The sequence below is a fragment of the Enterobacter cloacae complex sp. CARB60 genome (assembly GCF_036487345.1).
GTDB classification, from domain to species: domain Bacteria; phylum Pseudomonadota; class Gammaproteobacteria; order Enterobacterales; family Enterobacteriaceae; genus Enterobacter; species Enterobacter asburiae_D.
Genome location: NZ_JAZKLC010000002.1, coordinates 2,519,764 through 2,533,362, shown reverse-complemented (window position 1 = coordinate 2,533,362; position 13,599 = coordinate 2,519,764). Strand labels below are relative to the sequence as shown.

Below are 13,599 nucleotides of genomic sequence, written 5' to 3'. Positions count from 1 at the left end.
TGTTTAGATCAACGGGGAGCAGGTCATCATATCGAAAGTGAGTTATGAGGGAATGCAAAGGTGGGGGTAGTGACTTTTTTAATGAAATTGATTAGATTTGAATTATACAAGGGAAACTTAAAATGGATGAGTTTATGACTCAAAAAGATGAAGTTATGAGAGCTAGTTTACTCTCTTATAAAAACTGTAAGCTATTTCAATCTAAGAGTGATGTGTTCGGAATATCTGAATTCATAATTTATTCCGATAGTAGATTCACAGATGAAGCTAAAGGGGATTTTGTTTATTCCTTCCTAAATATGATCCCTTTAGAAGATGTTGGTGTAAAACCAACCTTAACGGTGAGAGCCTCGTCTGCTTTAGACCCAGCAAGGTTGTCTTTTATGGATGAAAAGCCACATACTGATGACTTCCATGGCGGTTGGCTTAGTGATGAAATTGCAGCTTTGGTTAGCTTGAAATTAGGCGTAAGAGCACACGCAGGCTCAACTGTCAGAGAATATAGTAGTTATACACCTGAATATGGTCACCCAAGAGCAGAGCAAAACCCTCCACCACCTTTAATGTCAAAAGGATCATTTGTAGTTCCTTCAGCAATAAAACATATTGAAATTTCACAGTTGAAATTATTAAACGATATTTACAAGCTTTCAGAAAAGGATTTTAACTCACTAATTAAGGCAGCTCGAAATTTCCAAGATAGCCTTTGGATTTGTGAATCGTCACCAAATCTAGCTTGGTTATTAATGGTTTCAGCGTTAGAAGTGGCAGCTGGAAACTGGGACTCTAACAAGGGCAATAAGGTTGAAAGATTCAAAGCATCCAAACCAGAGTTGTTTGATAGATTATTGGGCCATAATGTTGACGGGCTGATTGAAGATATCGCTAAACAATTTGAAGGAACATTTGGAGCAACCAAGAAATTTTGTGACTTTTGCGTCAATTTCCTTCCTGATGCCCCACCAATAAGACCGGAGAGTGGAAAAATAGAATGGGAGGAGAAAAATTTACTCAAAATATTCAAATCCATATATGGATTACGGTCACTGGCGCTTCATGCTGGGAAACCTTTCCCCCAACCTATGTGTTCTCCACCGGACAACTATTCTGGATTAGCTGAACAAGCAGTATGCCCACCTACCTCCAATTTTACTCCATTGAAATCAACCTTTGGAGCCTCATGGTCTCATAAAGAAGCCCCTATAAATCTCAATGTATTTTTCCATATGACTCATTCGATTCTGAATAAATGGTGGGAGAGTCTTTTCTTAAAGAAATAATTTGCCATTTCGGTTAAAAGCCCTTGAGAAAAGTGGTTCGCTTTTAACCTATTTTCGACGCGAATCTTTGAATGCAGTAAACCATTGGTGAGTGACCGACATAATTTCGATCGCTAAAGAAACATTGCCAGTGCCTTGCTTAGTCATCATCTCCCATTAAATGCTTCCAGCAACCAGATGATTGTGGGGGCGCTTAAGCTAAAGCTGAACGAGTGCCCTAAAATATTTGGGTAGTCAGCTATCAGTGCATATGTTCATTCGCAGAGAATGTCCGCTCCTGGCACAGAGCGGACATTAAGATCAACCGCTGATGCGATCAGCTTTATTTTTCGCGAAAGAAAAAATGCACTTTCCCTTGCTGTAATACAACGGCAGGTAAACCCTTATCTTCTTTTGGTGAGAGGTAGATAATTACCCACGCTGGAAGATGGCGGCTAACTTGTTGCATGAAGGCATAATTCATACGCTGATTTTTTGCATCCGATTGTCCGGCGCTGTTTATAAATACAGGGCTGAGGTGACTTCCATTTAACCCATCGTGCCTCACGAGATAACTTTTCCCGGTCGCATTCGCACCTATGAAGTCAGGAGTGCGAACAATTTTTTCTGCGTCGTGGAAGCTGGTGTAAAAGCCGCAGGTCGGACTATTCTGGCTTGCAGGATCATAATATCCATTTTTTGGAAGCTCACATCCCGCATCTTTATCTGCAAATTTAACGACCAGATAGCGGGATTCATTGGTCTGAAACACGTATTTTCCTAACCAGTTATTATATCCCTCTCCCTTACGGACATCGCCATGTTTGCGTTTAGATTCTTTTAAGGTCGCTAGCACAGCAGATTCAATTTTATCTGAGAGCACCAGTGATGCCGCCTCGGGGGTAGGGGCCAGTTCAGTAGGGATCCACGCCAGAATTCCATCTGTTTGCCACTCTTCCACGCCCATACCCGTTGGTCGATACTGCAGTAACGGGGTTAAAGGCAATGACGCTTCATTTAATTTATCATTTTCCACTAACGGAAAAGTAAAATCGTAATCCGTGCGGCTGAACATTTCGATTTGAGAGTGGCTGACCGGGGCATCGCTAAAAGGATCCATACCCGATGCATTGCTGATATTCCAGGCGATACTATGTTCAGCGTGGTATGTGTACGACTTTGCAGAATTGTCGCGAACGCCTGAGCAGGCCGTCAGTAGCAGAGTTGTAGACACAATTGAAAGTGATCTCGATAACAAACTATTCATTCATACTTCCCGTTGTTTAATCATAAGAAACTAATATCGGCAAAACCGACCAATAGCTTAATTTTTATGGGTATATAAAAAAGGGAGGTTGGCTGGAAACCTTTCAAAAAGAATAAACTAGAACGACAGCCGCTCGTGGAGCGGATGAACTTACTGAGCAGAAGTTCTGCTGAGAGCGAGAAACGATCGTGATTGTTGCCGCTGACAAGTGACAAAGATGCCAAAATTGGGCGTGGTGATTCAGTGAGTCGTAGGATAAATCCAGGGTTCAATTTCAGATAATTAAGGATGCAGGTAAGTCGCAGAATTTACCGGGAATTGATGTTTTGTTTGTCGCTGGGTTTGGGCTCATCTCGCAGAGCGCTGAAGTCAGTTCCTGGTTTTATGTACATGTACTCGGTCTGCCGCTTAAGCCAATGGAGGGTAACGGCGATTATCTGCTATCGGAAAACAGGCTGAAGGGTGTTAAGCATTTTGCCGTCAGGCCGTTATCACAGGCCGCCACTTCATCTTTTGGCTCTGAGGAGTGGCCAGCCGCACACCCAATCCCGCAGGGATGGATTGAATATTATGAGGTTCAGGATCTTGATTCCGCTACCCGTATCTTAAGTGAGAAGGGGTATCGCCTGCTGGTGGCTAACCGCACAGAGCCCTGGGAGCAAACTGTGACTCGTCTGCTTAGCCCTGAAGGGGTGCTCACAGGGCTTACGATAACACCCTGGCTTCGCGGATAAACATCCGTCCGCTTCTGGCACGGAGCGGACTGTCAGATTGAGTCCGACCCTGCGCCACACCTATGTCAGGACAAATCGGAGCTAATAAAAATAAAGTTACCGTCTGACGGTCTCTGAAAGAACCTCATCCTGTGCCAGTAAAGTAATAACATCTCCGGCGATCTCCGGTCTTATGCCTGGCGTTTTGTAAGTCGAATACACCGCAACCGATAATGGACTCAAATTATGCTTCCCTGCGATACGTTTTACCTCTTCAATAACCCTAAACGTATCATCTTCCAAAGCCAGTCCTAAACGAGCTGTATCCAGATAAACGCGATGAACTCCGGAGATATACGCAAGCTTTTTAAGTTCTGCGGTAATAATGCGCTGCGCTTCCACACCGATAGAAGAGCCCCCCTCAACGACCCCTGTTAATCCAACAAGCTTACCACCATCACTACGAGTGTTGTCATCTTTGTCTCGGTGGCGCGGTACTAAGGCATTCAACTCTACATCCTGCTGAAGTAACTCCAGCAGTTCGGGCAAAAGCTCAGTTTTGATGACACCTTTTAAAGCGGCTGCTCTTTTAGCCAGGCTAACAGGGGACTGCCCCAATCGAGCCGACATTGAAATAAGGCAACTAGCGATTATGAAAATATCGCTCTCCCCGATCAGAGGGGCACACTCGCCCCGAAAGGATTGCTCATCACGAAGGAGAGGATTTATTTTTTCAGGCTTCCTGATTTTTGATTTTGACTGATTCTTGCTATAACCACGCAAAGCATCCTGTGCACTTCGGGTTAGAATGCTGATACTTTTAACCAGACCCTCATTACCCTTGAGGTTGGTAATCATTTGCTGCATATTTTCGAGCCTGCCAAGCATCTCGGGAACAGCTTTACCCGCAGCAATCTTCTCGCTGATATCATTAAGATTTCGCAGAACAACAATAACAAGCTGCGAGGATGCAGGAACTGAGGTATTCAATTGATGGCTTTTTTTGATTTCTTTTTCCATCAACTGGATCGCCAGCTTCCAGTCGGTTTGTACACCAGCTTTAAGGGTATCAAGATTAAGAATAGCGGTTCGAAGACTTTCGCATTTATCTAACGGAATAGGTTCACCATTCTGTTTACCTGTTTTCAGCCAGTGAACTAAAGATACGAAGTCAGCTTTAGCCGTCGCAACGAGTCCATTGATAACACGCTGCTTCGCTTCAGGCGTAAAGTGATTTGTTCTTGGTGCTGGCATACGATCATTTTTGTATGTTATTGATCTCTTCATAACGGATATCTCAACTTAGCTCCATCAACGATAAATCCCGTCTGGGTTCCTGGTAACAATCAATCCCTCTTAGATATCATGTTTTAAGGTAGTGATACCCGCTCCTCCATCAAACTATTGTTATATTTTGATCGCACAGATGGTTGTTCAACTTCCGCTACTGGTACCAAGCGGACATAAAACGAGGCCATAAGGTCGCTCATGCGTGAGAAACAAATCTCTGAATCTGTCGTCCTGAACCACTGCACCCACGGATTTTGCAATCCTACAAAATAACCTGTAAGAGATTACTTTCGCAGCTTGGCATGAACATGTTCCCCGCACAGGAGAAGGGCACCGTGACCCATAAAAAAAGGATTGTTATCGTAGGTGCTGGGATCACTGGCGTATCCATCGCATGGCATCTCGCCGACCGTGAATTTGACGTCACCCTCGTTGAACAGGATATGCCTGCGTCAGGTGCAACCGGTAGCGCGTTTGGCTGGCTAACCGGTGCGGTGAAGGATGATGCGGCAGACGTATTTATCCGGCGCATCGCACTTGCGGACTGGCACAGGCTGGAAGAACACATACCGGAACTCCACATTAAATGGAGCGGTTCGTTAACCTACGGTGCGGCATCCGGGTCCTGTCTGCAGGACGAACGTCTCCTCCACAAGGCGGAGATTGCCCGTCTTGAACCGGCTTTGAACAATCCTCCCTCAGAGGCCCGCTATGCTGCAAAAGATGGTGCCATTGACGCCGCCAGCGCAACGCGACTATTGCTCGACAAAGCCTGTGAGAAGGGCGTCGTGCTCAGTACCCAAACAACCGTTATAGGTCTTTGCATGACGGAGGGGAAGGTGACAGGCGTCTTGACCTCTCGGGGGAAACTGGACGCAGATTGCGTCGTGCTGGCCTGCGGTACAGGTATTCCAGCGCTGACTGAGCGGGTGGGTATCCATGTTCCGGTTCTGGCATCACCGGCCATATTGCTGCGCTTTGCGATTCCCCAGAACGTGGTCAACACGATCCTCTCCGGTGATGATATTGAGGTTCGGCAAGCGCACAACGGGGATTTAATAGCCGCAGAAGATTACCCGGCAAACGGCAACGTCAGAGAAACGGCGGAGGCTGCACAACGCGCGGTAAGAAGCAGGCTCACGGGTGCAGAGTCGGCTACTCTCATCCATTACTCAACAGGAGAGCGTCCTGTTATTCAGGATGGGTATCCCGTTCTTGGTTTTGCTGATGAGAGCAGGACGGTTTACGTCGCCTCGATGCACCCAGCCGTTACGTGCGCAGCGACGATTGGCAGACTGGTCTCAGAGGAGTTAGGCGACGGCCAGAGCGATGAAATCCCGGAATGTTACCGGCCATCCCGCTTTAGCGTGTTAAAGGGCTGAGACGAGCTTTCTGATCTTTTCAGCCTTTTCAAAATGGTCCAGCTTCATCTCCATAATCCACCAGTGCGCCACTTCCATAAGCAGTTCAGGATCGTCATTTTTATTAGCAAAAAAAGCATAAAACGAGAGCCCAACATCGCTTCCCTTAGAGGCGATTTTTGAATCACAGATCCTGATGATTTTTTCCTTCATTCCTTGCCGCACGTCATCTCCTTTACGCTTTACATATTCTGGCTAAAAAAAGCCGCAAGCAGATGGCTGCTTACGGCTCCAGGGTCTGTGATGATTTTCTGACAATCAGGCCGCTTTCACAGCCCTGATTTTTTTCGTATCAGCCGCGTCGGATTCTGCTTTATCCGTTGCAGCTGGGGCATTGAGATCGGGAAGCTTGCTGGTACGCAGAATATGCTGCACGGTCTCTTTCTGCTCGGCGAGATACAGGCCAAGATTTTCAGCCTGCGTTTCATCCATCTGCATTCCGCTTTGCAACAGCCAGTCGGTGAACGCGTCTGCCATATCGAGCAGCTTGTCGTGAGCGTCAGCCTCTTTCTTACTGGCAAATGTCATTTTCTCTTCACCTTTTCTTACGACAACAAATTTTGTTTCAACAGCCATTATGCGCACCTCATACTGTAATTATATACAGTATAACAGTTCCGGGTTTATCTTGCAGCTAAAAATCGCTCACATTTTAGCGAGCAGGGGGCACATTCGAAAATCGTGCGCTAATCGCATCACGTTCATAGCCTTGGGGCTGCGTCAGTATCTGGTATAAATCAGGACGGCGACCGTGGATCCAGCGGCGTCCGGTGCTCATAGCAAGCAGGCTTAAATCGAGTTCAGCGCTCACCATCGCATCTTCAGCCGCCCAGGTTTCGTTCACGATCCTGCCATAGGGGTCGAGGATCATGGCATTGCCCGTGCGCACTTCGTCGTCATCGGCACCGACACCGTTGCTGAAGAGAAGAAATAACCCGTTGTCATGCGCGCGGGCAGGCAGCCAGCGCATGAGCCATTCCCGACCGCTTGGCCCTTTGAAAGCCGCGGTAATTTCTTCCTTGCGCGTTTCCCGCTCCTCCCAGAGCGCCAGCGGAATAGGCTTCATCCCTTGAGGGCTGCGGGAATCCGTACCGCCCGTTTGATGCGGCGCGATAAGAATATCGGCACCCAGAAGCGCCGTCGCGCGCACATTTTCGACCAGATTATTGTCCCAGCAAATCAGGATACCGACCTTCACGCCCCACGGCGTATCAAAAACGGTAAAGCTGTCCCCGCTGCTGATGGCCGGATGTTCAAAAGCATGGAGTTTACGATGCGTATGCATTGAGCCGTCCGGCATGCAGGCAACATACGCATTGTAGAGGCGGCCATCGTCGGCGCGTTCAATAAGACCGGCGCCAATCAGCATTTGATGTTTTATCGCCAGGGAACGAATGAGCGTCAGGGAAGGGCTGTCTGCAATTGGCTCTGCCAGCGCAGACACCTCCGCTGCGGTGAGCTTAGGGACATTCCAGTAGCCGGTGATACACATTTCAGGGAAAGTGAGAATGTTCACCTGCTCAAGCGCCGCCCGTTCAATAAATTTCTCCATTATCAGGAGATTGTATTTTTTGTTACTGGCCTGATGCTGAAACTGTACTGTTGCCGCCTTTAAGGATGTCAGTGCGTTCATGTTGCGTCTCCGGTTGTCATCGAGACTGAATTACATAACGATTGCCGATAACTGTATAATCAAAACATTTCCGAATTCGATAACCATCTGGAATGCAAAAATGAACACCCGGTTGCTAAAGGCCTTTTTGATACTGGCTGAAAAAGGAAATTATGCCGATGCGGCGCGGGCGCTGTTTATCTCGCAGCCGGCATTGACCAAACAGATCAATCTCCTCGAATCCCTGGTGAATATGTCTCTTTTTTCACGAGGTCGCCACGGCGCAATACTGACGGCCAGCGGCAGGCGTTTGCTGCCAGAGGCTGAGAAGGTGGTCAGGCAGACCCGGCACTTTATGCAGCATGCTGAGCGGGTATCAAAAGGAGTTGAAGGGCATATCGCCGTCGGGTTCGGACTCTCAAGCTTTTATCTGGCGCCACGCTGTATCGCTGACTTTCGTCGAGACTACCCGGAAGTAGAACTGTCATTGACGGATCTGCCTTCCTTCCAGCAGTACGAGCGATTGCAAAACGATGAGCTACAGGTCGGTTTTGTCAGGGTTCCTCCCCCCGTGGCGCTTGAATATCTGCCGTTATTTACCGATCGGCTGGTTCTGGTTGCGCCCGCCGCGTCGCCGACGATGTCTGTTGGAGAGTGGCTGACGAAACGCCCTCTGTTGCGGCTGTATGATGAGCGAGGGCGGGGTTTAAACGCGCAGATTGACCGATTCCTGCACGACAACGGTCTTTTCGTCTCATCGACTCAGCTGACTGACGATATCCAAACTATCGTCGCGATGGTGGTTGCGGGTATCGGTGTGGCCATTCTGCCCACCAGCGTGACGCATATCGCGCCGCCGGAGCTGGCGATTATTCCGCTAACGGGGGAGTCAATCAGCTGGAAGGTGGGCATCGCCTGGGACGCAGGCAGGGAGGATGTCATCCGTGACAATTTCATTGCTAGCGTAGCTGCTGCGTTTCCGGGCCAGCCATGCTCCGCCGCCATGCCCCAGGCGCCTGACCATACTGACGCTTAAAGCTGCGGTTGAAGGACTGCTGGGAGTCAAAGCCCAGCGCGATCGCCACGTTCAGAATCGGTTCATCGCTGCGGGTTAAGCGCTCAACCGATTTTTGCAGCTTTTGCGCGCGAATATACCCGGCGAGGGGATAGCCCGTATGCTCTTTGAACAGGCGCTGAAGGTGCCATTTTGAGTAGCCGGAACGCCTGGCGACGGACTCAATGTCCAGACGGCTATCCAGGTTGTTGTCGATCCAGTCGAGTAAATCATGCATAAATGCGCCAGTGTTCATCTGGTTACCCCCACGCTGCCTGTCTAAAAGTATCTTTGTCTGTTGCATTAAAAGGTGGCGCGTTTTTGTATTAATTGCAAGTTTTATTGTTGCATTTAAAACCTTGACCGAAACGGGTCTTTTTACATCCGCTCAAATAGCACATAAAGTGCAACAATTATTCTTGCACTTAGTTAAGCGCCTTCCTACAATCGCCGCGATAGTGTATTCGCAACTGTTACAGTTTTGTGGCGATGAACGACACAAATGGCCTTAAGACAGCCACCGGACAAAGGAAGTGGCGCGGTGCCTCCTGCTGCGTCTTGCCCGGCGGCGACAATTACCGGAATAAAAATAATGAGCCTGCAAAAAACCTGGGGTAACTTTCATCTGAACGCGCTGGGGGTCATGTTGCTCTCCGTGCTGCTCGTCGGATGCGACAACAGCGTCGCGCAAAATGCCGCGCCGCCCGCGCCTGCCGTCAGCGCTGCTGACGTGGTGGTGAAATCCATTAGCCAGTGGGATAGCTTTAACGGCCGGATTGAAGCGGTGGAGAGCGTTCAGCTCCGTCCGCGCGTTTCCGGCTACATTGATAAAGTGAATTACACCGACGGCCAGGAAGTGAAGAAGGGCGAGGTGCTGTTCACGATTGATGACCGAACCTATCGCGCGGCGCTGGAGCAGGCGCAGGCGAACCTGGCGAGAGCCAAAACGCAGGCCAGCCTGGCACAAAGCGAGGCTAACCGTACCGATAAGCTGGTCAATACCAACGTTGTCTCCCGTGAAGAGTGGGAGCAGCGTCGTTCGGCCGCCACTCAGGCGCAGGCCGATATTCGCGCCGCGCAGGCGGCAGTGGACGCCGCGCAGCTCAACCTGGACTTCACCAAAGTCACCGCGCCTATCGACGGTCGCGCCAGCCGGGCGCTGATCACCAGCGGGAACCTGGTGACTGCGGGCGACACCGCCAGCGTCCTCACCACGCTGGTCTCGCAGAAAACCGTTTACGTCTACTTTGACGTGGACGAGTCAACCTACCTTCACTACCAAAATCTGGCCCGCAGCGGGCAGGGGGCATCCAGCAATAACACGGCGCTTCCGGTTGAGATTGGCCTGACGGGCGAAGAGGGCTATCCCCATCAGGGCAAAGTGGATTTCCTGGATAACCAGCTGACGCCGAGCACCGGCACCATCCGCATGCGCGCGCTGCTGGATAACGCGCAGCGTCAGTTCACGCCGGGGCTTTTTGCCCGCGTACGCCTGCCGGGCAGCGCGGAGTTCAAAGCCACGCTTATCGACGACAAAGCGGTGCTGACCGATCAGGATCGTAAATACGTCTATATCGTCGATAAAGAGGGGAAAGCGCAGCGTCGCGACATCACGCCGGGCCGTCTGGCAGACGGTTTACGCATCGTGCGGCAGGGGCTGAACCCTGGCGATAAAGTCATCGTCGAGGGTTTACAAAAAGTGTTTATGCCGGGTATGCCGGTTAACGCCAAAACCGTTGCCATGACCGCCACCAGCGCCCTCAACTGATCCCTTGACCTGAGAATCCAACCCATGGACTTTTCCCGTTTTTTCATCGACAGGCCGATTTTTGCCGCGGTGCTGTCGATTCTGATTTTTATCACAGGGTTAATCGCCATCCCGCTGCTGCCGGTGAGCGAATACCCTGACGTCGTGCCGCCAAGCGTGCAGGTGCGCGCGGAGTACCCGGGCGCCAACCCGAAAGTGATTGCCGAGACCGTGGCGACGCCGCTGGAAGAGGCGATCAACGGCGTTGAGAACATGATGTACATGAAGTCCGTCGCGGGTTCCGATGGCGTGCTGGTGACCACCGTCACCTTCCGTCCGGGAACCGACCCGGATCAGGCGCAGGTTCAGGTGCAAAACCGCGTCGCGCAGGCCGAAGCGCGTCTGCCGGAAGACGTGCGGCGTTTGGGTATTACCACCCAGAAACAGTCCCCGACGCTGACGCTGGTGGTGCATCTGTTTTCGCCTAACGGCAAGTACGACTCCCTGTATATGCGTAACTACGCCACGCTGAAGGTGAAAGACGAGCTGGCGCGCCTGCCCGGCGTCGGCCAGATCCAGATTTTCGGCTCGGGTGAATACGCAATGCGCGTCTGGCTGGATCCCAACAAGGTGGCGGCCCGTGGGCTGACCGCGTCGGATGTGGTCACGGCGATGCAGGAGCAGAACGTGCAGGTCTCCGCCGGACAGCTTGGCGCCGAGCCGCTGCCCAAAGAGAGCGATTTCCTGATCTCCATTAACGCCCAGGGGCGTCTGCATACCGAAGAAGAGTTTGGCAATATTGTCCTGAAAACGACGCAGGACGGTACGGTCGTCCGCCTGCGCGACGTGGCGCGTATCGAAATGGGGTCCGGCAGCTATGCGCTGCGTTCCCAGCTGAACAATAAAGACGCGGTCGGGATTGGTATCTTCCAGTCTCCGGGGGCGAACGCCATCGATTTGTCTAACGCGGTGCGCGCGAAAATGGACGAATTGTCCACGCGCTTCCCGGCGGACATGAAGTGGGCGGCACCTTACGATCCGACCGTTTTCGTGCGCGACTCCATCCGCGCAGTCGTGCAAACGCTGCTGGAAGCGGTGGTGCTGGTGGTGCTGGTGGTGATCCTGTTCCTGCAAACCTGGCGCGCGTCGATCATTCCCCTGATCGCGGTGCCGGTGTCGGTGGTGGGTACCTTCAGCATTCTCTACCTGCTGGGCTTCTCGCTGAATACCCTGAGCTTGTTCGGGCTGGTGCTGGCCATCGGTATCGTGGTGGATGACGCCATCGTGGTGGTGGAAAACGTCGAGCGAAACATTGAAGAGGGGCTCGCTCCGCTTGCGGCGGCGCATCAGGCGATGCGCGAAGTGTCCGGGCCGATCATCGCGATTGCGCTGGTGCTGTGCGCGGTGTTTGTGCCGATGGCGTTTCTCTCGGGCGTTACCGGGCAGTTCTACAAGCAGTTTGCGGTGACGATCGCGATTTCCACGGTCATCTCCGCCATTAACTCGCTGACGCTCTCTCCGGCGCTGGCGGCACTGCTGTTAAAACCGCACGGCGCGCCGAAAGATTTCCCGACCCGGCTTATCGATCGTCTGTTCGGCTGGATTTTCCGTCCGTTTAACCGCTTTTTCCACCGCAGCTCGAACGGCTATCAGGGGCTGGTGGGCAAAACGCTGGGACGACGCGGCTCGGTATTTGTGGTGTATCTGCTGCTGCTCTGTGCCGCAGGCGTCATGTTTAAAGCGGTGCCCGGCGGGTTTATTCCGACTCAGGACAAGCTGTACCTGATTGGCGGCGTGAAAATGCCGGAAGGTTCGTCGCTGGCGCGCACCGATGCGGTGATCCGCAAAATGAGCGAAATCGGGATGAATACCGAAGGCGTGGACTACGCGGTTGCGTTCCCGGGGCTGAACGCGCTGCAGTTCACCAACACGCCGAATACCGGGACGGTGTTCTTCGGTCTGAAGCCGTTCGACCAGCGCAAACATACTGCCGCGGAAATTAACGCGGAGATCAACGCGAAAATCGCGCAAATTCAGGAAGGCTTTGGCTTCTCCATCCTGCCGCCGCCGATTTTAGGGCTGGGTCAGGGGTCGGGCTATTCCCTGTACATCCAGGATCGCGGCGGTCTGGGCTATGGCGCGCTGCAAAATGCGGTTAACACCATGTCCGGTGCGATTATGCAGACGCCGGGAATGCACTTCCCGATCTCAACCTACCAGGCTAACGTTCCGCAGCTGGACGTGCAGGTCGACCGCGATAAGGCGAAAGCGCAGGGCGTGTCGCTGACCGATCTTTTCGGTACGCTGCAAACCTATCTGGGCTCGTCGTATGTCAATGATTTCAACCAGTTCGGGCGTACCTGGCGCGTAATGGCGCAGGCCGACGGGCAGTTCCGCGACAGCGTGGAAGACATTGCGAATCTGCGCACCCGTAACAGCCAGGGCGAAATGGTGCCGATTGGCAGCATGGTGAAAATCACGACCACATACGGGCCGGATCCGGTGATTCGCTACAACGGTTACCCGGCGGCGGATCTGATTGGTGATGCCAACCCGCGCGTGCTTTCGTCTGCGCAGGCGATGACGCAGCTGGACGCGATGTCTAAGCAGATCCTGCCGAACGGGATGAACATTGAATGGACGGATCTGAGCTTCCAGCAGGCCACCCAGGGGAATACGGCGCTGATCGTCTTCCCGGTCGCGGTGCTGCTGGCGTTCCTGGTGCTGGCGGCGCTGTATGAAAGCTGGACGCTGCCGCTGGCGGTGATCCTCATCGTGCCGATGACCATGCTCTCCGCGCTGTTTGGCGTCTGGCTGACCGGTGGCGATAACAACGTCTTCGTGCAGGTAGGGCTGGTGGTACTGATGGGGCTGGCCTGTAAAAACGCGATTCTTATCGTGGAGTTTGCCCGCGAGCTGGAAATTCAGGGCAAAGGCATTATGGAAGCCGCGCTGGAGGCGTGCCGCCTGCGTTTACGCCCGATTGTGATGACCTCCATCGCCTTTATTGCCGGGACCATTCCGCTGATCCTCGGCCACGGCGCGGGCGCAGAAGTGCGCGGCGTCACCGGCATCACGGTCTTCTCCGGGATGCTGGGTGTGACGCTGTTTGGTCTGTTCCTGACGCCGGTGTTTTACGTGACGCTGCGTAAGTTCGTGACGCGCGGCAAAAAAGAGGAAAGGGACGTTCTGCCCGCATAGGGACGTTGCCGATAATAAAAAACCGCCTTCACAGT

12 protein-coding genes are annotated in these 13,599 nt (G+C 52.1%); 6 read left to right on the top strand and 6 right to left on the bottom strand.

Annotation, left to right across the window (positions count from 1 at the left end; genetic code table 11):
• Positions 1-122: 122 nt before the first annotated feature.
• Positions 123-1,280 (top strand): hypothetical protein, encoded by a 1,158-nt coding sequence (locus V4835_RS13015; RefSeq protein ID WP_331412415.1) that lies wholly within the window; start codon positions 123-125, stop codon positions 1,278-1,280.
• A gap of 322 nt (positions 1,281-1,602) precedes the next feature.
• On the opposite strand, the gene V4835_RS13010 is transcribed toward V4835_RS13015, so the two are convergent.
• Positions 1,603-2,526 carry a hypothetical protein gene (locus tag V4835_RS13010; RefSeq protein ID WP_331412414.1) on the bottom strand — a complete coding sequence of 308 codons (924 nt, stop codon included), beginning with the start codon at positions 2,524-2,526 and terminating at the stop codon, positions 1,603-1,605.
• A 281-nt stretch (positions 2,527-2,807) separates the two neighbouring features.
• Between V4835_RS13010 and V4835_RS13005 the strand changes: the two genes are divergently transcribed.
• Positions 2,808-3,260: a VOC family protein gene (locus tag V4835_RS13005; protein WP_331414127.1), complete on the top strand. Its 453-nt coding sequence runs from the start codon at positions 2,808-2,810 to the stop codon at positions 3,258-3,260.
• A 96-nt stretch (positions 3,261-3,356) separates the two neighbouring features.
• Here the strand turns inward: V4835_RS13005 and V4835_RS13000 are convergent, their stop codons facing one another.
• Positions 3,357-4,526: a hypothetical protein gene (locus V4835_RS13000; RefSeq protein WP_331412413.1), complete on the bottom strand. Its 1,170-nt coding sequence runs from the start codon at positions 4,524-4,526 to the stop codon at positions 3,357-3,359.
• Between the two features lie 338 nt (positions 4,527-4,864).
• Here V4835_RS13000 and V4835_RS12995 point away from each other — a divergent pair, with 338 nt between their 5' ends.
• On the top strand, positions 4,865-5,911 hold the full coding sequence (locus V4835_RS12995) for an NAD(P)/FAD-dependent oxidoreductase (RefSeq protein WP_331412412.1): 1,047 nt from the start codon (positions 4,865-4,867) through the stop codon (positions 5,909-5,911).
• Here the strand turns inward: V4835_RS12995 and V4835_RS12990 are convergent.
• The 3 genes from V4835_RS12990 to V4835_RS12980 all read right to left on the bottom strand — a co-directional run bounded on the left by V4835_RS12990 (position 5,900) and on the right by V4835_RS12980 (position 7,583).
• Positions 5,900-6,115, bottom strand: a complete 216-nt coding sequence (locus tag V4835_RS12990; protein WP_248206102.1) for a DUF6500 family protein — start codon at positions 6,113-6,115, stop codon at positions 5,900-5,902. The genes V4835_RS12995 and V4835_RS12990 overlap by 12 nt on opposite strands.
• 93 nt (positions 6,116-6,208) lie before the next feature.
• The gene (locus tag V4835_RS12985) at positions 6,209-6,526 is read right to left on the bottom strand and encodes a YebG family protein (protein WP_063930564.1); all 318 of its coding nucleotides are present in this window, start codon (positions 6,524-6,526) and stop codon (positions 6,209-6,211) included.
• Positions 6,527-6,602: 76 nt separating this feature from the next.
• Positions 6,603-7,583 carry a nitrilase family protein gene (locus V4835_RS12980; RefSeq protein WP_331412411.1) on the bottom strand — a complete coding sequence of 327 codons (981 nt, stop codon included), beginning with the start codon at positions 7,581-7,583 and terminating at the stop codon, positions 6,603-6,605.
• Positions 7,584-7,683: 100 nt separating this feature from the next.
• On the opposite strand from V4835_RS12980, the gene V4835_RS12975 reads away from it, so the two are divergent.
• Entirely contained in the window at positions 7,684-8,598 is a 915-nt protein-coding gene (locus V4835_RS12975) for a LysR family transcriptional regulator (RefSeq protein ID WP_331412410.1), read from the top strand.
• On the opposite strand, the gene V4835_RS12970 is transcribed toward V4835_RS12975, so the two are convergent.
• Positions 8,522-8,872 carry a helix-turn-helix domain-containing protein gene (locus tag V4835_RS12970; protein ID WP_029739383.1) on the bottom strand — a complete coding sequence of 117 codons (351 nt, stop codon included), beginning with the start codon at positions 8,870-8,872 and terminating at the stop codon, positions 8,522-8,524. The genes V4835_RS12975 and V4835_RS12970 overlap by 77 nt on opposite strands.
• 336 nt (positions 8,873-9,208) lie before the next feature.
• Between V4835_RS12970 and V4835_RS12965 the strand changes: the two genes are divergently transcribed.
• Both V4835_RS12965 and oqxB read left to right on the top strand, forming a co-directional pair.
• A complete protein-coding gene (locus V4835_RS12965; protein ID WP_331412409.1) occupies positions 9,209-10,384 on the top strand; it encodes an efflux RND transporter periplasmic adaptor subunit in 1,176 nt (391 codons plus the stop codon).
• Between the two features lie 24 nt (positions 10,385-10,408).
• On the top strand, positions 10,409-13,564 hold the full coding sequence (oqxB, locus tag V4835_RS12960; RefSeq protein ID WP_331412408.1) for a multidrug efflux RND transporter permease subunit OqxB: 3,156 nt from the start codon (positions 10,409-10,411) through the stop codon (positions 13,562-13,564).
• The last annotated feature ends 35 nt before the right edge of the window (positions 13,565-13,599 follow it).

Excerpts from the sequence above, each read along its gene's own strand:
- V4835_RS12965 (WP_331412409.1), top strand. The coding sequence starts at position 9,209 with ATGAGCCTGCAAAAAACCTGGGGTAACTTTCATCTGAACGCGCTGGGG.
- V4835_RS13010 (WP_331412414.1), bottom strand. The coding sequence starts at position 2,526 with ATGAATAGTTTGTTATCGAGATCACTTTCAATTGTGTCTACAACTCTG.
- V4835_RS13000 (WP_331412413.1), bottom strand. The coding sequence starts at position 4,526 with ATGAAGAGATCAATAACATACAAAAATGATCGTATGCCAGCACCAAGA.
- V4835_RS13015 (WP_331412415.1), top strand. The coding sequence starts at position 123 with ATGGATGAGTTTATGACTCAAAAAGATGAAGTTATGAGAGCTAGTTTA.
- V4835_RS12975 (WP_331412410.1), top strand. The coding sequence starts at position 7,684 with ATGAACACCCGGTTGCTAAAGGCCTTTTTGATACTGGCTGAAAAAGGA.
- V4835_RS12985 (WP_063930564.1), bottom strand. The coding sequence starts at position 6,526 with ATGGCTGTTGAAACAAAATTTGTTGTCGTAAGAAAAGGTGAAGAGAAA.
- V4835_RS12980 (WP_331412411.1), bottom strand. The coding sequence starts at position 7,583 with ATGAACGCACTGACATCCTTAAAGGCGGCAACAGTACAGTTTCAGCAT.
- oqxB (WP_331412408.1), top strand. The coding sequence starts at position 10,409 with ATGGACTTTTCCCGTTTTTTCATCGACAGGCCGATTTTTGCCGCGGTG.
- V4835_RS12970 (WP_029739383.1), bottom strand. The coding sequence starts at position 8,872 with ATGAACACTGGCGCATTTATGCATGATTTACTCGACTGGATCGACAAC.